Annotated in this window: 9 protein-coding genes and 1 pseudogene; 8 read left to right on the top strand and 2 right to left on the bottom strand. The window is 69.5% G+C overall.

Features of this window, described 5'->3' with window-relative positions; all coding sequences use genetic code 11:
* A pseudogene (locus MU407_RS11745) lies at nt 1-532 on the bottom strand (hypothetical protein); the annotation flags it as partial.
* Nucleotides 533-732: 200 nt separating this feature from the next.
* Here MU407_RS11745 and MU407_RS11740 point away from each other — a divergent pair.
* From MU407_RS11740 to MU407_RS11730, 3 genes are read left to right on the top strand one after another with little or no spacing between them, the layout of a single operon-like run.
* Complete coding sequence (locus MU407_RS11740; protein WP_246957705.1) at nt 733-1728, top strand: MoxR family ATPase; 996 nt, start codon at nt 733-735, stop codon at nt 1726-1728.
* Entirely contained in the window at nt 1725-2993 is a 1269-nt protein-coding gene (locus MU407_RS11735) for a DUF58 domain-containing protein (protein WP_246957702.1), read from the top strand. Before MU407_RS11740 ends, MU407_RS11735 begins: the two co-directional genes overlap by 4 nt.
* Entirely contained in the window at nt 2990-5419 is a 2430-nt protein-coding gene (locus tag MU407_RS11730) for a transglutaminase domain-containing protein (protein ID WP_246957700.1), read from the top strand. Before MU407_RS11735 ends, MU407_RS11730 begins: the two co-directional genes overlap by 4 nt.
* On the opposite strand, the gene MU407_RS11725 is transcribed toward MU407_RS11730, so the two are convergent.
* Complete coding sequence (locus MU407_RS11725) at nt 5379-6815, bottom strand: NAD(P)/FAD-dependent oxidoreductase (protein ID WP_246957697.1); 1437 nt, start codon at nt 6813-6815, stop codon at nt 5379-5381. The genes MU407_RS11730 and MU407_RS11725 overlap by 41 nt on opposite strands.
* Before the next feature lie 296 nt (nt 6816-7111).
* Here MU407_RS11725 and MU407_RS11720 point away from each other — a divergent pair, with 296 nt between their 5' ends.
* The 5 genes from MU407_RS11720 to MU407_RS11690 all read left to right on the top strand — a co-directional run.
* A complete protein-coding gene (locus MU407_RS11720) occupies nt 7112-11275 on the top strand; it encodes a phosphodiester glycosidase family protein (RefSeq protein WP_246957695.1) in 4164 nt (1387 codons plus the stop codon).
* A 50-nt stretch (nt 11276-11325) separates the two neighbouring features.
* Nucleotides 11326-13245, top strand: coding sequence for an S-layer homology domain-containing protein (locus MU407_RS11715; RefSeq protein WP_246957693.1), 1920 nt, complete (start codon nt 11326-11328; stop codon nt 13243-13245).
* A gap of 186 nt (nt 13246-13431) precedes the next feature.
* Complete coding sequence (locus MU407_RS11710; protein WP_246957691.1) at nt 13432-16026, top strand: 5'-nucleotidase C-terminal domain-containing protein; 2595 nt, start codon at nt 13432-13434, stop codon at nt 16024-16026.
* Between the two features lie 116 nt (nt 16027-16142).
* Nucleotides 16143-19274 carry an ExeM/NucH family extracellular endonuclease gene (locus MU407_RS11695; RefSeq protein WP_281507883.1) on the top strand — a complete coding sequence of 1044 codons (3132 nt, stop codon included), beginning with the start codon at nt 16143-16145 and terminating at the stop codon, nt 19272-19274.
* Between the two features lie 116 nt (nt 19275-19390).
* Nucleotides 19391-19951 (top strand): amino acid permease (locus MU407_RS11690; RefSeq protein WP_348648029.1); only part of this gene is annotated, 561 nt, incomplete at its 3' end.

The following is a 19951-nucleotide window of genomic DNA, read 5'->3' as shown; positions in this document are numbered from 1 at the left end:
CGCCGGGGTTGTCTTCGCCGGGGTTGTCTTCGCCGGGGTTGTCTTCGCCGGGGTTGTCTTCGCCGGGGTTGTCTTCGCCGGGGTTGTCTTCGCCGGGGTTGTCTTCGCCGGGGTTGTCTTCGCCGGGGTTGTCTTCGCCGGGCTCGTCCTCGCCGGGCTCGTCCTCGCCCGGATCCTCCGGCGCGAGCACCTCGAAGCTGCCGTTGGCGTCCTCGCCGTTGATCACCACGGTGACGGTGTGCGAGCCCGCCTCCTCCGTCGTAAACGTCTTGGTGAAGGACCCGGAACCGTCCGTGGTCACCGGAAGGGGCTTCGGACCGCTCGGGGTGTTGACGTTCAGGTCGCTTGAGGCACGGGTGGGGAAGCACGTGCCGGTGATCGTCACGGTCTCACCGACGCTCACTCTGTCGGGCGAAACACTCACCGAGGTCGGCTGGCCCTGACAGTCGCCCAGCTCCTGCTGCGGCTCGGCGGGGAAGGTCGCCAGAGCGCTCGCCGAGGTCGGCATCGCGATGCACGCGGCTACCAGCATGGCAGCAGCCCCCCGTCGCATCGGTGCAGTGCAGCCTCGCGCGCTCATCTCTGGTCCTCTCCTGTGTCGACGAACCGCCCGGCGGGCGGGAACCACCCGTCATACTGTACGGACCGGGAAGGCGCAGGTGGAGCCCCAGCCCGGATGGAAGAAGAATTCTTTGTGAACATCGACGTCACAGCGGGGCAGGAGGCGCGGGAATGCTCGATCGGGCGGCAGAGGTGCCGATGCTGAGTGAGCCGCAGGCCACGGCCATCGCGGAGGCGGCTCATGACGTCATCGCCCAGATCACCACGGTGGTCGAGGGCAAGGAGGCGGCCGCCCGTACCGCGGTGCTGGTGCTTCTGGCCGGGGGCCACCTGCTCATCGAGGACATCCCCGGGGTGGGCAAGACCATGCTCGCCAAGTCCCTCGCCGCAGCGCTCGGCGCGAAGCGCCACCGCATCCAGTTCACGCCGGACCTGCTGCCCGGGGATGTCACCGGCGCGAGCGTGTTCAACCAGGCCAGCGGCCAGTTCGAGTTCCGCCCCGGCGCCGTGTTCACCCAGATCCTGCTGGCTGACGAGATCAACCGCGCCTCCCCGAAGACCCAGTCGGCGCTGCTCGAGGCCATGGAGGAGCGGCAGGTCAGCGTCGACGGCACCACCTACGCGCTGGACGAGCCGTTCATGGTGGTCGCCACCGCCAACCCTGTGGAGATGGAGGGCACCTACCGCTTGCCGGAGGCACAGCGCGACCGCTTCCTCGCCCAGACCTCGATGGGATACCCGTCGGCCCCCTCCGAAGCGCGGATGCTCGCCGCCCAGACCGCGCCGGTGCCCACCGGGGACCGGGACCTGCTGGATGCGATCACCCCGCGCACCACTCCGCAGCGGGTGGCCGAGCAGGTGCACGCTGTGCGCCACGTCTACACCTCCCCGGTGCTGCTGGATCATGTGGTGCGCCTGGCCGCCGCCACCCGGCAGCATCCGCAGGTGGCGCTCGGCGCCTCTCCGCGCGCGGCCGTGCACCTGGTGCGCGCCGCGAAGGCCCATGCTGCGCTCGCCGGGCGCACCTTCGTCACCGGGGAGGATGTCGCGGAGGTCATCATGCCGGTGTGGGGCCACCGTCTGCACCTGACGCCGCAGGCCCTCTCCCGCGGGGCCGATGCGGGCGATGTGCTGCGGCAGGTCCTCGTGAGCACCCCGCAGACGTGACCCCGCGCCCCGGCACCGTGCTGCGGCCCACCGGCCGTGGCATCGTCCTGGCCGTGGCCGCGCCGTTGCTGTGGCTTGCCGGTGACATCACGGGCCTGGTCGCAGCCCGCCAGATCGCCGCCGCGCTGCTGCTGATTCTGCTGCTCGGCGCCCTGTGCATGGCCGTGATCAGCCCCGGCCTGCACCTGCGGCGCGAGCTGCTCGATGACGCCGTGCCCGCCGGGGGCACGGCCCGGGTGCGGCTGCGCCTGGCCGCGCGCGCCCCGATCACGATCCTGCCGCTCGGCCGCGGCGTGGTGCGCGAGCACCTCCCGGCGGCGCTCGGCGGGCAGGGCGATCTGCCGCTCGGGCCGCGCATGGACCACCTGCTCGCCGTCGAACGTCGCGGCACCCACCCCCTGGGGCCGCGCAGCATCCTGGTGCGCGACCTCCTCGGCGTGCTGCACCTGCGCCGCACCGAGACCGATGACCTGCAGCTGATCGGCCTGCCCGCCGTGGAGCAGATCAGCGCCCCCGCCCTGCGCCGCGCCGGGATCGCCGCCGAGGCAGGAACGGAGGCGCACGGCGCGGCCGGACCCGGGGAGATCGGGCCCCTTGCCCGCCCCTATGCCACCGGGGACGACATCCGCCGCGTCCACTGGCGTGCGAGCGCCCGCACCGGCCGCCTCATGACCCGCGAGGAGGAGCCTGCCTCCGCCCGCAGTGCCGTGATCATCCTGGACACCACCGGTCGTACCGCGCTCACCCCCGCCCTCGAGGACCGCCTGGTCTCCCATGCGGCGAGTCTCCTGCAGGCTCTCAGCCAGGCCGGCTGGGAGACCCGTGTGCTGGACGCCTCCGGCGATGAGATCACCCGCACCCCCGGGCGTGATGGCCGCAGCACCGGCTCCCCGCTGCGCACCGAAGCCGATGCCCTCGCCGCCCGCACGGGCCTGCTGGCCCTCGCCGATACCGGCTTCGACGACGACCCCGCGAGCGGACGCGGACGTGACCACGCCGCCGGGCACACCGCCTACGCGATCGCCCTCGGCATCGATGACCGGGAGCCGTTCGCGGGCCTGGACCTCGACCGTTACGCCGGCCGCGCCGCCCGCCGCATCGCCCTGGCCCTTGCCTCAGAGCCCGCGGACCCGTCGGCCCCAGAGCTCGCAGCCGAGCCGGTGCGCGGCTGCCTCGGGGCCTGGGAGCTCGTGCGCGGCAGCACCGGCCACGCGCTGGATGCCCTCCTGGCAGTCACCGCACCGGATCATGAGGTGCGCCGATGAGCCCCCTGCTGGGCCGCCCCGCCCTGACCGGTGCGCACCTGGTGGGCAGGGCGCTGCTGCTGATGCTCGCGGTGCTGCTGGCTGCTGCGCCGCTGGATCTGCTCATCGCTGACGGCGCCTGGTTCGCCCGGATCCTGCTGCCGTCCGTCGTCGTGATCGGCGGCGGGGTGGTGCTGCGCGTGATCGTGCCGCGACCGCTGCTGGTCCCCGTGCTGCAGGGCCTGCTCGTCGTCGCTCTGCTGGCCTGGCTCGAACTGAGCCAGGGGCTGCTGGAGGGTGCCGAGGGACTGCGCGGTCTGCTCGCCGCGCAGCCACAGATTCTGCGCGCCGGGATCGCGGAGCTCGCCACCGGGGTGGCGCCCGTGCAGCTGCAGGGCCCGGGCACCGTGCTCGTCGTCGCCCTGCTGGCGCTGCTGGTGCTGATCCTGGACCTCGCCTACCTGGACCTGGGCTGGCACACCCCAGTGGCGCTCGCCCTGCTGGGCGCGATCGCGCTGCCGGCCCTGCACCATCCCGGCGGCGTCACCGGCTGGGCGGTCACCGGCCCAATCCTCGGCGCCACCCTGATCCTGCTGACCCGCACCCTGCACGGGGATCCGCGCTACCTCGCGGGCGATCCTCGCCCCCAGGCCGGGCCACTGCCTCGCCCGCTACTGACCCTGGGGGCGGCGGCGCTGTGCGTCGGCCTCGTGGCGGCCCTGACCCCCGGGCTCGCCCAACGTCTGCCTGTCCTCACCGCCACGCGCTTCCCCGTGAACCTGGACACCGTGAAGCAGGGATCGGGGGTGGGGCCGGCGCTCGGACCGGTGATGATCGACGATGACGTCTCGGTGCGCCGCAGTCTCCTGCAGCCGGATTCCACGGAGGTGCTGCGCTTTTCCACCGACGCCGCTGAACCCTCCTATCTGCGGATGAACACTCTGAACCGCTTCGACGGGGAGGCGTTCACCGCCGATGGCGCGACGCATCCCGACGACGACCTCGGCAGCGAGTTCTCCGCGGCACGCGATACCGGCTCTCCGATCGGGGGCGGCGAGCTGGTCAACTACTCGATCGAGCCCACCGACATGGGCGGTGGCCGCCTGCCGACCCCCGATGCGGTGCGCGCCATCGCCGCCGATCAGCCGCGGCTCGAGAACGCCATGTACGTGCGGCAGGGGGCCGGGCAAATCCTGGTCTCCGGGCGCAACCTCACCCTCTCAGGACAGACGTACTGGGTGGGGGCCGAGACGAACCCCTTCACCCCCGATGACCTGCGCGCCGTGAATCCGGGGGTGCTCGCAGCCCCCTTCGAGAGCGGCTATATCGACCCCGACGAGGTCCCGCAGCCCGCCGCCGACCTCGCCGCCCAGGTCGTCGAGGAGACGGGCGCCGACACCGCCTACGACACGGCACTCGCCTTCCAGCAGTACTTCCGCAGCTCCTTCGGCTACTCCCTCACGGTCCGCACCCCGCCCGGGCAGGACCCGCTGGAATCATTCCTCGAGGACCGGATCGGGTACTGCGAGCAGTTCGCCGCGACCTTCGCTCTGATGATGATCGCCCAGGGCTACCCCACCCGGGTGGTCATCGGTTTCACACCGGGCACGGCCGACGGGGACGAGTACGTGGTCACGACCGCGAATGCGCACGCCTGGCCGGAGGTGTGGTTCGGCCCCCAGATCGGCTGGGTGCGCTTCGAACCCACCCCGGCGGCCGCGGGAGGCGCCATCCAGCCCGCACCCCTCAGCACCCCCGAGGGAGGCGAGCCCGAGCCGGACACCCCGGATGCCGGGTCCACGACCGCCCCCGAGCCGCAGGTTCCGGAGGCCCCCGAGGAGTCCGAGACCAGTGAGGAGTCCGAGTCCGAGGACCCGAGCACGAGCGCGGAGGAGACGACGACACCGCAGGGGAGTGCCGACGGGGAGTCGGGGCCCCGGCGTGAGGGCTCGAGCCTTGCCTGGGGGAGCGGGCTGCTCGCCCTCGCCACGCTCGCCGGAACCCTTGGCTGGCTCGCCGCCCGGGCGCGAGCCCGCGCCGCCCGCGAGCACACCTGGGCTGACCTGCGCACGGCCGACGGGCCTGCCGAGGCGCGCCGGCGCGAGGCCGCCCAGCTGGCCTGGGGCGAGATCCAGCAGGCCACCGCCCGCCGCGGGGCCCGGGGGCTCCAGCTCGATCCTGCGCTGCCACCCTCCGTGGCTCTGAGCGAGCTGCTGGATCAGATCGCCGCGCGCGGCATCACCGTGGGCCCCCAGGATCGGGAGGCCGCCGCACGCCTGGCCGCCGCCCGCAGCGACGCGCTGTACGCACCGCCCGTCGGACCGGAGAACGCCGACGGTGCGGAGCAAGCCCGGGAGGCGGACCCCGCCGGCCCTCTGCGGGAGGACGTGGACCGCCTCCTGGCGCTCATCGCGGCTCGGGCGCCTCGCCGTCGCGCCCCTCGATGACCTGATCAGAGTCCTCGCGGGCTCCGGCGCCGCGGCCGAACTTCCGCGCCTGGGCCTCCGCCTCGAACACGCGCGCGGCCTCGACCGAATCCACCTCGCCGACCACCGGGTTCGGCTGATGCGTGGCGCGTGTGCCGCCGTACAGCGACAGCAGGTTCATCGCCACTGCCCGCTGATTGCGGTGCCCGATCATCTTCGTGATGTGCACACCCAGCCAGGAGAACCAGCCGATGGAGCCGGAGAGCCCTTTGATCAGCGGGAACGGCAGCTCCGCGATCGCGGCGTGGCGGCCGATCGTGGCCATCGTGCCGAGGTTCCGGTAGCGGAAGGGGCGGGCGGGCTTCCCGGCCACATCCGCCGCGATCGAGCGGGCCGCCCCCTGCCCCGTCTGGATCGCGGGCTGGGCGAGCTGCGCCAGGGCATGCTCCCCGCCGGCCACATCCCCGGCCGCATACACACCCGGGAAGCCCTGCACCTGCAGATGCTCGTCGACGATGATCCGACCGCGGTCATCCTGCGGGAAACCCCAGTCGGCCACGTCCTCGGCGATCGCGACCCCGGCCGCCCAGATCGTCACATCGGACTCGAGCACCCGCTCGTCATCGAGGATCACGTGGTCGTAGCCCACCTCCTTGACGCCATGCCCCAGGCGCAGCAGCACCCCGCGATCCTCGAGCTCTTGCGCCGCGTAGTCGCGGTAGGTGTCGGCGAATCCCTTGAGCAGATCCTGGCCGCGCTGGATCACGGTGATCTGCAGTGTGCCGGGATCCATCTCGGGGTAGAGGATGTCCAGCTCCTGCTGCCGGAAGTCGGCGAGCGCCCCGGCGATCTCTACGCCTGTGGGGCCGCCGCCCACGATGCACACGTGCAGGCGGTCGCTGCTGGGCGCAGCCTCGCGGGAGGAGCGCTCCAGCTCGGAGAAGATCCGGTCGCGGATCGCCAGGGCCTGGCTGCGGGTGTACATCGGCATCGCGTGCTCCTCAGCCCCCGGAGTGCCGAAGAACGTCGTGGTCGCACCGTTGGCGAGCAGCAGGTAGTCGTAGGCCAGCTCCTGCGGGGCCTCCTGCCCCTCGTCCAGGCGCACCACCTTGCGCTGCGGATCTACGCCCACCACCTCGCCCTGGCGGTAGCGCATATTGGGCACCTTCAGGCTCAGCCCGCGCAGGAACATCGTCACATCCCCCGGGTTCAGCCCGGCGGTGGCCACCTGGTAGAGCAGCGGCTGGAAGGTCTTGTACACATTGCGGTCGATCAGCGTCACCCGCACTCGTACATCCCGCAGCGCCATCACCGCATGCGCCCCGGCGAAGCCGCCGCCGATGATGATCACATGCGGCCAGCTCGCGCCGTCCTTCGCGGGCACGGTGGGGCGGCGGCTGAACAACGGCATGACCATGGCGGGCTCCTGCGGGGAGGTTGGGAGAGCGGCGGGAGAGGGCGGTGGGAGAGTGCGGCCTCCCGATCGTAGCGAAGCGCCGTCGGCCTGTGTTCGTGTGGGGGCCCGGAAGGGGTCGCATGGTGTTCACCGAAGGGATCACCACCGGTCACGCGCGTCGTCTTCACTGGTCATGCGCGGTCCGCCAGGTCCGCCAGGAAAGCCGCGCTCCCTCCCATCCCCCGTCGCCCGCTCGTGCCCTGCCGCGCCGTCGCGCCCGGTGCACGAGCTGCGTCCTGCCCTGCGAAGGATCCTCCGTGAGCACTCGTCGCCCGATCTTCGACCTCGATCTCCGCCGTCGCCTCGCCTCTCTGGCCACATTCGCCCTGGCTGCTGGGTGCCTGGGCGCCTACGGTCCCCTCGCCTACGCCGATCCGAGCACGGACCCGGAGCCGACAGTCACGGCGCCCGCAGACCCGGCCGCTCCCGATGCCCAGGTCGACGAGCCGACCCTCGCCCCCCGTATGGTCGCCGTGGCCGACAACCCCGGCGCGCTGCCCGCGGGCGCCCCGGACACCGATGTCGAGCCCGGCAGCATCGTCGGCGGACACGGATACCTCGACCTGACGATGGGCGGCCGGGCGGTCGTCACCCAGCAGGAAGAGACGGTCATCGGCCCCGGGGTGGTCCTCACGCAGTGGGAGCGCCTCGAGCCGGGCGGCTGGCAGCGCGGTGCCGTGCTGGACATCGATCTCTCGCATGAGGCCGTCTCGATGGACTACCTCTACACCGGGAAGGTGGCTGACACCGGCACCCTCACGGAGCTGACCGACGCCTCCCAGGGCGTCGCCGCCGCGGTCAACGGCGACTTCTTCGACATCAACGATTCGGGCGCGCCGATTGGGATCGGGCTCGACGAGGAAGACGGTCTGATCAAGTCCTCCGATGGTGCTCCGAACGCCCTCATGATCAGTGAGGACAACGTCGCCATGATCACCGAGGCCATCACCCGCGGCAGCGTGGTCGCGGGCGGCGAAACCCTCATGCTGGGCGGCGTGAACCCGCTCGGTATCGAGAGCGATGAGGTGGCACTGTTCACCCACCACTGGGGCGAGCATCAGCGTCTGACCCGCAACGACGACGCTGCGGCGTCCGGCATCGAGGTGTGGGTCGATGCCCAGGGCAAGGTCATGCGGAGCCAGCCCGTCTCGGACGAGGTGATCCCCGAGGGCGTGCGTGTGGTGGCCGCCCGGCCGGGGCCCGCCGCCGATGTGCTCGCATCCCTCCCCGACGGCGCCTCGGTGCAGATCGAGCACTCGATCCTCACCGACCTCGCGAACCCCGTGGTGGGCATCGGCTCCGGGGCATACCTGGTGCAGGACGGCGCCGCCGTCGTCAGCAAGGACCCCAACGCGCATCCCCGCACCGCGGCCGGCGTCAGCCAGGACGGGCGTCGTCTGGTGCTGGCCGTGGTGGACGGCCGCAGCACTGACTCGCGCGGCATGACCCTCACCGAGCTCGGCGAGCTCATGGCCCAGCTGGGCTCCCACACCGCGCTGAACCTCGACGGCGGCGGCTCCACCACCCTCAGCGCCCGCGAGCCCGGCGAGAAGGATCCGGAGGTCCGCAACGACCCCTCCGACGGGAAGGAGCGCAGCGACGGCAACGGCATCGGGGTGGTCATCACCCCCGGGACGGGGGAGCTGGATGCCTTCCGGGTGCGCCCGGTCACGGCGGCCGATGGGGCCACTCGCGTGTTCCCCGGCCTGCATCGCGACTTGGTGGCCCGCGGCGTCGACGACCATCTCACCCCGGTCGAGGGCAGCCCTGAGGAGTGGGGCGTGGACGACGCGACGCGGGCGAGCGTGGATGCGGACGGTGTGGTCACCGGAGCGTCCCGCGGTCCGGTGCAGGTTCGCGTCAGCGGCGGTGGCGCCGAAGGAACGCTGGATATGGAGGTCCTGGGCGACCTGGCCCGCCTGACCTCCTCCTCCCTCACCATCAGCCTGGAGAACGCCGACCAGACCGGAACTCTCGCCCTGACCGGCTACGACAGCGATGGATACGCCGCTCCGATCGATGTGCGCGATATCGACGTGGACGTCCCCGAGGGATACACCGTCGAACCGCTGGACGGGAACACCCTCGTCATCGGTGCGACGATCGACTCCGGCTCCACGGTCCTGACCTTCACGGTCGGCGAGCATCGCATCCAGATTCCGGTCACCGTCGGCTCCTCCTCCGCTCCGATCACGGACCTGGCCGATGCCGCGCAGTGGACGCATGCGTCGGATCGCGCCACCGGTTCGCTGGCGGTGGTTGAGGATCCGGAGGGTGATACGGCGATCGAGCTGAACCACGACTTCACCCAGTCCACCGGGACCCGCGGCTCCTACGCTGTGGCGCCCGGCGGGGGGATCGAGATCGAGGGCCAGCCCACGCGGATCACCATGCAGATGCGCGGCGACGGCACCGGTGCCTGGCCGCGCCTGCAGATGCGCGCCGGTGACGGCTCCACCGTCCAGGTGAATGCCTCCGCTCCGCAGTACGTCACCTTTGAGGGCTGGCAGACCGTCAGCTTCGACATCCCCGCTGGCACCGCCTATCCGCTGACCCTGCAGCGGGTGCGGCTGATGGAGACCGGCTCGCGCAAGCAGTACGAGGGCTCCGTGGCGTTCAGCGATCTGGTGGCGCACGGCGCTCCCGAGGTCGAAATGCCCAGCGGCACCATCTACCACGACCCCGCGGTCTCCCCGGCCGGATCGGTCGACGACAAACCGCTGCGCATCGCCGTGATCTCCGATCTGCAGTTCGTGGGAGAGAACCCGGATTCAGCACTCGTGCAGACCGCACGGGAGGGCCTACGAGAGCTCGTCGCCGAAGCGCCGGACCGGATCATCATCCTGGGCGACTTCGTCGACGAGGGCGAGGTGGACGATATCGAGCTCGCCCAGCGGGTGCTCGATGAGGAGCTCGGCGACTCCGGCATCCCGTGGCAGTACGTCCCCGGCAACCATGAGGCGATGAAGGCCGAGGACCTAGGGCCGTGGCAGGACGCGTTCGGCGACCTGTACACGGTCACCGATGTGGACAGCACCCGGATCATCACCCTGAACTCGGCGCCGTACATCATCTCGCACATGCCGGAGCAGGTGCAGTTCCTGCGCGAACAGCTCGACGCGGCCGCCGAGGACGACTCCATCACCGGTGTCGTGCTCGCGATGCACCACCCCACGCGCGATGCGATCCTGGATCAGTCGGCGCTGCGAGACCCGCAGGACGCGGCGATGATCGAGAAGTGGACCGCGGAGCTGCAGGCGGCTGGGAAATCCACCGTGGTGCTCGGCGCCGGGGTGGGAGCGTTCGACGTCTACCAGGTTGACGGTGTCACCCACGTCGTCAACGGCAACGCCGGCAAGTCCCCGAGCTCCACCCCCGGGCGCGGCGGGTTCTCGGGCTGGACGATGCTGGGCATCGACCCCTCGCAGGGGCTGTGGCGCGACAACCATGGCACGTGGCTCGACGTCGAGGTCAACCCCTTCGTCGAGGACATCAAGATCCTGGGCCCGTGGGCACTGCGCCCCGGTCAGGTCGCACAGCTGCAGGCCTCGGTGCTGCAGGACGACCGTTCCGTGCCGGCCTCCTGGCCGGTGTCCGTGCGCTGGTCCGCTCAGGACGGTGCCTACCTGGGCGATGCGCAGGATGCCGGTGCCGCTGATGCGGTGGCGGTGAACGGCAGCGGTCAGGTCACGGTGCTGGACCGCGCCATCGTGGACGGCGAGGTGGTGCCACTGACCGATGACCTCGAGCTCACCGGCGGCTACGCGACCACCCTCGCGACGGTCGCGGTGCTCGTGAACGACGTGGAGCGCGCCCGCACCCTGACGGTGACATTCCCGGTCGCCGAAGCGCCCGCCCCGGTTTCGCCGTTCGTGGACGTGGACCCGTCCGATGAGCACTTCGCGGCGATGCTGTGGGCCTACGAGGAGGGGATCGCCAAGGGCTGGGCCGACGGCACATATCGCCCGCTGGAGGGGGTGAACCGAGACGCGATGGCGGCCTTCCTGTATCGGATGGCGGGAGAGCCCGCGGTGGACCTTCCGGCATCGTCGCCCTTCACGGATGTGAAGCCGGGAGATGAGCACTATGCAGCCATCGTGTGGGCGCATCAGGAGGGCATCACGACGGGGTGGTCGGATGGATCGTTCCGTCCGACGCAGCCGATCGCGCGCGATGCGATGGCGGCGTTCCTGTACCGGTACGCGGGCTCGCCGGAAGTCTCGGCGCCGAGCACGGATCCGTTCTCCGATGTCTCCAGGTCTTCGAAATTCGCGCTGGAGATCGCCTGGATGAAGGAGGAGGGGATCTCCACCGGCTGGTCGGACGGGACCTACCGGCCGCTGCAGGACGTGAACCGCGATGCGATGGCGGCGTTCCTGTACCGGATGCAGGTTGAGCGCGGCATCGAGCGCGCCGACTGACCCCTTCAGAAACCGTGCAGACCCCCGAAACGACTCCAGGAGAGACTGTCATGACCACCACCTGTGAACTCCACCTGCGACGCCGCACCCTGCTGGGCGCCGGCACACTCGGCACCGCCGCGGTGCTGGGGCTGGATCCGGCAGCGCGAGCCGCCGGCTCAGAACCCGGGCTGCAGCCTGACCACATCACCCTGAACCCCACCGAGGACAACACCACGACCCTCACGGTCACCTGGCGGACGTCCCCCGAGGTGCAGACACCCCACCTGCAGGTCTCAGCGGATACCGCGAACCCCTGGGGCTTCGACACCGTCACCGTCGATGCGAGTGACTCCGTCACGCGTGACAGCGGCGCGGGGTACGAGCACACCCATCACAGCGCGACCGCTACAGGGCTCCAGCCCGGAACCACCTACCTCTACCGGGTGGGCGATGGGACCAACTACTCCGGCTGGATGCCGGTGACCACCTGCGATCCGGACGCCCAGCGCACCAGCCTCATCGCGATGGGGGATATCCAGACCGGGCACACCGAGCACTGGACCCGAGTGGCGCTGGCCGCGCTGAAGGACCGGCCGCAGGCGCGTGCGCTCATCACCGCGGGCGACCAGGTGAACACCTGGGACTCCGCCGCGGAATGGCATGCCCTGAACCGTGCGGCCGGCAAGCTGCCCCGCACGATGATCTGGAACCCCGTGGTGGGCAATCACGAATACCGCTCGACCGACTCCGGTGAGCTCTCAGCGCAGTACCGCGATCAGTTCGACCTGCCGTTGAACGGACCGGACGACTTCGAGCACTTCGCCGAGACCGTCTACTACCACGATGTGGATGACATCCGGGTGGTCACCATGAACACCTACTACCGCATTCCGCGGAACACCGCCGACGAGCTGCGCTGGCTCACCTCCCAGGCGGCGTGGCTCGACGAGATCCTCACGGACAGCCCGCGCGAGTTCACCATCGTGGTCATGCACTACCCGGTGTACTCCTCGTCGCCGGACCGGGGAAATCCGGAGCTGCGGGCGTACATCGAGCCGGTCCTCGAGAAGCACGGGGTGGATCTGGTCCTTGCCGGGCACGATCACGCCTATGTCTCCGGGCAGCGGGAGATGGCGGGTGAGGACACCGGCCCGGTGTTCGTCACCTCTTCGTCCTCGAACCGTCAGTACCCACTGCAGGTCACCGACTGGTACGACAACGGCGCGCTGCCCCGTACCGCGTACCAATCCCGGTCCACCTACCAGCTGATCGATGTCGAGGACGGGACGCTTAGCTACACCGCGAAGGACTCCACCGGCGCCGTGACCGACGAGTGGGAGATCATCCACCACCCGGAAGGCGGCCGCACCGTCACCCATGTGGGAGGCGTCGGTATTCCGGAGGAGCACCTGCCGGAGGAGGACCCCACCTCGCCCTTCGTGGACGTCGATCCGTCGGACGAGCATTTCGAAGCGATGCTGTGGGCCTACGATTCGGGCGTGGCCCGCGGCTGGGCGGATGGGACGTACCGTCCGCTCACCGCGGTGAACCGCGATGCGATGGCAGCATTCCTGCACCGTCTGGCAGGGGAGCCGGCCGTGACGCTGCCGAAGACATCCCCGTTCTCGGACGTGGCGCCGAGCGCCGAGCACTACGCCGCGATCATCTGGGCGCACCAGGAGGGCATCACCACCGGATGGAGCGACGGGACGTTCCGCCCCACCGCTCCGATCGCACGCGATGCGATGGCTGCCTTCGTCTACCGCTTCGCCGGCTCGCCGGACGCCGCGGCGCCCGACGTCGATCCGTTCACGGACGTGTCGAAGACGTCGAAGTTCGCCAAGGAGATCGCCTGGATGAAGGCCGAGGGCATTGCGGAGGGGTGGTCCGATGGGACCTATCGCCCGCTGCAGGATGTGAAGCGTGACGCGATGGCCGCGTTCCTGTATCGGCTGCAGGTCGAGAACGGGATCGAGTACGCCGGCTGACATCGGAGCCGATCGGGGCCGGGCGGCGTGCACCGCCCGGCCCCGACGTTCGAGACGACAGTATCCGACCCTGCCAGATGAACACTCGGTGACGCCGGGATACCGATCTCGGGAAACGCCGGGCGTGTCACCTCCGGATGGGGTGAGATATGAGTGCACATCCCGATCCCCTCTCCAGGAGCCAACATGACGGACGCGTTCGCGCACCGCATCGCCCGTGGCACCACAGTGGGCCTCGGGGCGGCAGCGGTCGCCTTCTCGACCCTCGTCGTCCCCCTCGGTCCCGCCGCTGCGGCCGATGCCGGTGACCAGATCAACCTCATCGGATTCAACGACTTCCACGGCGCGCTGGGCGCCGCTGATGCCTTCGCCTGCTCTGTGGTCACGGAGCAGGCCGAGCATGACCGCAGCCTGTTGCTGTCGATGGGCGACAACGTGGGGGGCAGTGCCTTCCCGTCGGCCATTCAGAATGACGAGCCCACCATCGACTTCCTCAACGCCCTCGGTGTGGATGCCGCAGCGATCGGCAACCACGAGTACGACCAGGGGCAGCAGGATCTGCTGGAGCGTATCGCGCCGCGCACCGACTTCCCGGACCTGGCCGCGAACGTCTACAAGGCCGACGGCACCCGTCTGCACGATGCCTACACCGTCATCGAGGCCGATGGCGTGAAGGTGGCCGTCATCGGTGCCGTGACCACGAAGACGGTCTCGAAGGTGAGCCCCGCGGCGATCGAGGGCCTCGAGTTCCGTGACCCGGTGGATTCGGTCAACGCCGCTCTCGAAGAGCTCAAGGCCTCGGGCGAGGAGTTCGACGTCGTCGTCGCCGCCTACCACGAGGGCGCGAGCGTGGACGCGAAGGACGGCGAGGCCCCGGCGAACACGGATCCGATCTTCGACAAGATCGTGACGGAGACCTCCGGTGAGATCGACGCGATCTTCAACGGTGACTCTCACCGCCGGTACATCTACCAGGCACCCGTTCCCGGCCAGGACGGCGAGGAGCGGCCGATCATCCAGACCGGCGCGTCCGGCGAGAACATCGCCTCCGTCACCCTGGAGCTCGGTGACGACGGGGACTGGGACGTCGTCAAGGACAGCATGAAGATGATCCCCACCGAGGGTGCGGACCTGGATGCCTGCGCGGGCAACCCGGTGTACGACGCCGCCGCCGGCGTGGCGGAGCAGGCGCTCGCCGACGCCGAGGAGATCGGTGCGGAGCCGGTCGGCAGCATCACCGATGACGTCACCACCTCCTGGGCCGACTCCAAGGCCGAGTACAAGGACGGGGTGCGCGTGCCCTCCGATCCCGTGGGCGATCAGAACACCACCAAGGGCGACAACCGCGGCCGCCATTCCGCCGCCGGCAACATGCTGGCCGACTCCATGAAGTGGTACCTCGAGGAGCGCGGCACCAACGCGGGCGAAGAGATCATCGGGTGGATGAACCCCGGCGGCATCCGTGCCGAGCTCTGGTACGACCAGGCCGCTGACGAGGGCGACGGCGTGATCACCTACGCCGAGGCCAACAACATGGTGCCCTTCGGGAACACGCTGAACTCCGGCAAGGTCACCGGTGCGCAGTTCATCCAGATGCTCGAGGAGCAGTGGGCGGCCGACGGCGCCCGCTTCCTGGCGTTCAGCGTCTCGGAGAACATCGAGTACACCTTCGACTCCACGCGCGAGCGCGGCGAGCGCATCCTCGATGTGCGTGTCAACGGCGAGCCCATCGATCCGGATGCGACCTACACCATCGTCGCCGCCAGCTTCCTCTTCGAGGGCGGCGACGGTATGGAGACCCTGGCGCAAGCCACTGATATCGCCGACACGGGCGTGCTGGACCGGGACGCCTTCGTCGAGTACCTCGCGGCGAACGAGGGCATGGACCCTGACTACTCGCAGCGCCAGCTCGACATGCAGCTGGAAGCGGGCCCGAGCTCCACGCTCACCATCTCCGGCCTGGAGTCCCAGAGCCTGGGTGCTCCCGAGCTGACCGAAGCCACCGTGGACCTCGGTGAGCTGGGCACCTTCACCGCCCCGGTGGAGAAGGACGCCGAATCCGGTCGCCTGAGCGCCGCGGTCGAGCTCACCGATGTGTGCCTGGAGGAGGGTGAGACCGCGACCGCCGTGATCACCGCTGCCCCGGACACCGGCACGTCCGTCACCGCCCAGATCACCGGCAGCGCCGATGCCTCGTGCGAACTCGTGTTCTCTGATGTGAATGTCGGGGATATGTTCTATGACGAGATTATGTGGATGGCTGAGTCGGGGTATTCGACGGGGTGGAAGGAGGATGATGGGACGTCGACGTTCCGTCCTCTGGAGCCGGTGAATCGTGATGCGATGGTGGCGTTCCTGTATCGGATGGCGGGGTCGCCGGAGGTGTCGTATCCGCGGTCTGAGCCGTTCCGTGATGTGAAGCGTGGGGATGAGCATTACGATGCGATCATCTGGGCGTATCAGCAGGGTATTGCGCGGGGTTGGTCGGATCGGACGTTCCGTCCGACGGAGCCGATTGCGCGTGATGCGATGGCGGCGTTCGTGTATCGGTATGCGGGGTCTCCGGATGTGCCTGAGCTGACGGAGGATCCGTTCTCGGATGTGTCGAAGGATTCGAAGTTTGCTGCGGAGATTGCGTGGATGAAGTCGGAGGGTATTGCGACGGGGTGGCCGGATGGGTCGTATCGCCCCCGGGCGTCGACGAAGCGTGATGCGACGGCGGCGTTCCTGTACCGGATGAATGAGGAGCAGGGCATCACCTACCTCTCCGAAGCGGACTGACCAGCGCGCGGGTCGGGAGCGATGCTCCCGGCCCGCGCCGTCTTGCCCCCTTATTTTTTCTTGATCTTTCCCGCGACGGCTGACGCCGTCCTCACTCCCCGCACGAGGAGATCCCCATGACCACCCGTACCACCGCGGCTGGGAACCGCTCCCGACTGCAGCGTCTCGGCGCCACCACGGCCACCTTCGTCCTGGGCCTGAGCCTGCTGCCGGCCCTCGCCCCCACCGCCCAGGCGGCCACCGTCAGCCTCGGCGATGTGCAGATCAACGAGATCTACGGCGGCGGCGGCAACTCCGGCGCCACCCTCACCCATGACTTCGTGGAGCTCGTGAACGCCGGCACGGAGGACATCTCGCTGGACGGCTGGACCCTCCAGTACTCCTCCGCCACCGGGAAGTTCCAGGCCGGCGGCAAGGTCACCCTCAGCGGCGTCATCCCCGCCGGCGGCACCTTCCTCATCCAGCTCGCGCAGGGCAGCGGCGGCACCGAGGCGCTTCCCACCCCGGACGCCACCGGTGATGTCGCCGTCTCCGGAACCAAGGGCGTGTTCGCTCTCTCCGACGCTGATGGCCTGCTGGCCTGCACCGGCACCACCTGCGCGGAGGACCCGGCCGTCGTGGACCTCGTGGGCTGGGGCGGCGCGACCACCTTCTCCGGTGATGCCCCCGCACCCGCCACCTCCAACACCACCTCGATCTCCCGCATCGACGCCACCGGCGAGAACTCGACCGACTTCGTCGCGGGCGAGCCGACGCCCACCCCGTCGGGCAGCGCGACCGACCCCGAGGACCCGAGCGACCCGGAGGACCCGACCGATCCGGTGCCCGGAGAGCCGGTGTCGATCGCGGAGATCCAGGGCACCGGTGCGAGCAGCCCACTCGAGGGCCAGACCGTCACCACCGAGGGCGTGGTCACCGCGGTGTACGCCACCGGCGGCCTGAACGGCTACGTCATCCAGACCGGCGGCACCGGCGGGGCGCTGGACTTCTCCTCCCATGAGGGCTCCACTGCGCTGTTCGTCTACTCCCGCGACACCATGGACCAGGTCGCCATCGGCGACTCCGTGCGCGTGACCGGTGAGGTCTCCGAGTACTACGGCTCCACCCAGATCGCCGTGGGCGCCGACGGGCTGGAGATGCTCGAGCAGGATCTCGAGGCCGTGGAGCCGCTGACCCTCGAGGGCGGCTTCCCCACTGCTGAGGAGGACCGCGAGAGCATCGAGCACATGCTCTACCTGCCCGGCGAGGGCGACTTCACCGTCACCGACGTGTACAACACGAACAAGTTCGGCGAGGTGGGGCTCGCGATCGGCAATGAGCCGCTCAAGCAGGCCGGCGACATCATGCGCCCCGGCGCCGAGGCCACCGAGTACTACGACGCCCAGGCTCAGAACCTCGTGCTGCTGGACGATGGTCGGACCACCAACTTCCAGAAGAACCCCACCGAGCCGATGAGCTGGCTGACCACGGAAGAGCCGGTGCGCGTGGGCGCGGCCGCGTCTTTCACCGAGCCCGTCGTCATCTCCTACTCCTTCGACCAGTGGCGCCTCAACGTCACCACCCCGTGGGAGTCTCATGACACCGACGGTGTGGACTTCGAGAACACCCGCCAGGACGCCCCCGCCGAGGTGGGCGGCGATCTGCAGCTGGCGACGTTCAACGTCCTGAACTACTTCACCACCCTGGGTGAGGACACCCCCGGCTGCGAGCCCTACACGAACATGGAGGGCGATGGCACCAACGTGCGCGGAGGCTGCGATCCACGCGGCGCCTGGGACGCCGAGGACCTCGCGCGCCAGCAGTCGAAGATCGTTGACGCGATCTCCGGCGCCGAGGCTGAGGTGGTCGGCCTGATCGAGATTGAGAACTCTGCACGCCTGGGGGAGACCCCGGATGAGGCGACCGCCACCCTGGTCGAGGCCCTCAACGCGAAGGACGGCGAGGGCACCTGGGCATACGTGCCCACCGGCGATGCCTATGCACAGCTGGGCCTGGACGGTGGTCAGGACGTCATCACCAACGCCCTGATCTACCGCGCCGATGCCGTCAAGCCCGTCGGCGACCTGCAGATCCTCGCCGACGACCCGGCCTTCGACAACGCCCGGGAGCCGCTGGGCCAGGTGTTCGCGCCGCTCGGTGCGGAGGGCCAGGAGGGCAAGCCCTTCTTCTTCACCATCAACCACTTCAAGTCCAAGGGCTCGAAGGATGCGGAGGACGCGAACCTGCCGGAGGATCCGGTGCAGGGCAACGCCCGCACCTCCCGCCTCCAGCAGGCGGAGCGTCTGCTGGAGTGGGGTGATCAGACCGCCGCTGACCTGGGCGTCGAGGACGTGTTCCACGGTGGTGACTTCAACGCGTACACCCAGGAGGAGCCGCTGCAGCTCTTCTACGATGCGGGCTTCACGAACATGGCCGAGGCCCACGACGCGGACGGCTGGTCCTACAGCTTCGGCGGCATGGTCGGCTCCCTCGATCATGTGCTGGCCAATGAGTCCGCTGCGGCGCGCGTCACCGGCGCCACCGATTGGCAGATCAACGGCGCCGAGTCCGTGATGACCACCTACGCGCGCTACAAGAACAATGCGGTGGACCTGTACGAGTCCGGCCCCTTCGGCTCTTCCGATCACGACCCGATCGTCGTGGGGCTGAAGGCGGAGGCCTCCGAGTCTCTCGTGTTCTCTGATGTGAATGTCGGGGATAAGTTCTATGACGAGATTATGTGGATGGCTGAGTCGGGGTATTCGACGGGGTGGAAGGAGGATGATGGGACGTCGACGTTCCGTCCTCTGGAGCCGGTGAATCGTGATGCGATGGTGGCGTTCCTGTACCGGATGGCGGGGTCGCCGGAGGTGTCGTATCCGCGGTCTGAGCCGTTCCGTGATGTGAAGCGTGGGGATGAGCATTACGATGCGATCATCTGGGCGTATCAGCAGGGTATTGCGCGGGGTTGGTCGGATCGGACGTTCCGTCCGGCGAAGCCGATTGCGCGTGATGCGATGGCGGCGTTCGTGTATCGGTATGCGGGGTCTCCGGATGTGCCTGAGCTGACGGAGGATCCGTTCTCGGATGTGTCGAAGGATTCGAAGTTTGCCGAGGAGATTGCGTGGATGAAGTCGGAGGGTATTGCGACGGGGTGGCCGGATGGGTCGTATCGCCCGTCGGCGTCGACGAAGCGTGATGCGACGGCGGCGTTCCTGTATCGGATGAATGAGGAGCAGGGCGTCACCTACCTCTCCGAAGCGGACTGATAACCAGCTCTGCAGGCGAGTGCAGGGCGGGGTCGAGTCACGTGCTCGACCCCGCCCCGCGCATTGAAGGCGCCCTTGCCCCGTTTGCTGATTCTCTCGTCATGGATCAAAGCCGTGTGACCAGCACACCTCATTCTTCGTCCCTCGCCCGCCGCCTCGGCCTGCGCGACGCCGTGGTGATCGGCCTCGCCTCGATGATTGGGGCCGGAGCCTTCGTTTCCCTCGGCGCCGCTCAGGACCTCGCGGGGGTGCTCGCGCCCCTGGCGGTACTGCTGGCCGCCGGGGTGGCGCTGTGCAATGCGACCTCCACGGCACAGCTCGCCGCCCAGCACCCCACCTCCGGCGGCACGTATCACTTCGGCCGGGAGCAGCTGGGGCCGTGGTGGGGCTTCCTGGCCGGCTGGTGCTTCGTGATCGGCAAGATCGCTTCCTGTGCCGCGATGGCCCTGGTGATCGCCGCCTATCTGGTGCCAGTGAGCTGGCACCGCCCGGTCGCGGCGCTCATCGTGGTGGTGCTGACCGCCGTGAATCTCGTGGGCATCACCCGCACCGCCGCCCTGGCCCGCGTGCTCGTGACCATTGCGATCACCGCGCTTACGCTCACCGCGGTGCGGCTGCTGATCGGCGTCGCGGGGGTGCGAGGGGAGCCGGGCGGGCAGGGTGAACCGGGGGTGCCG

Origin of the sequence: Brachybacterium sp. Marseille-Q7125 (assembly GCF_023062615.1) — a bacterium.
Classification (GTDB): domain Bacteria; phylum Actinomycetota; class Actinomycetes; order Actinomycetales; family Dermabacteraceae; genus Brachybacterium.
The sequence above is the reverse complement of the archived record's forward strand: the minus strand, read 5'-3'. Positions and strand labels throughout refer to the sequence as shown.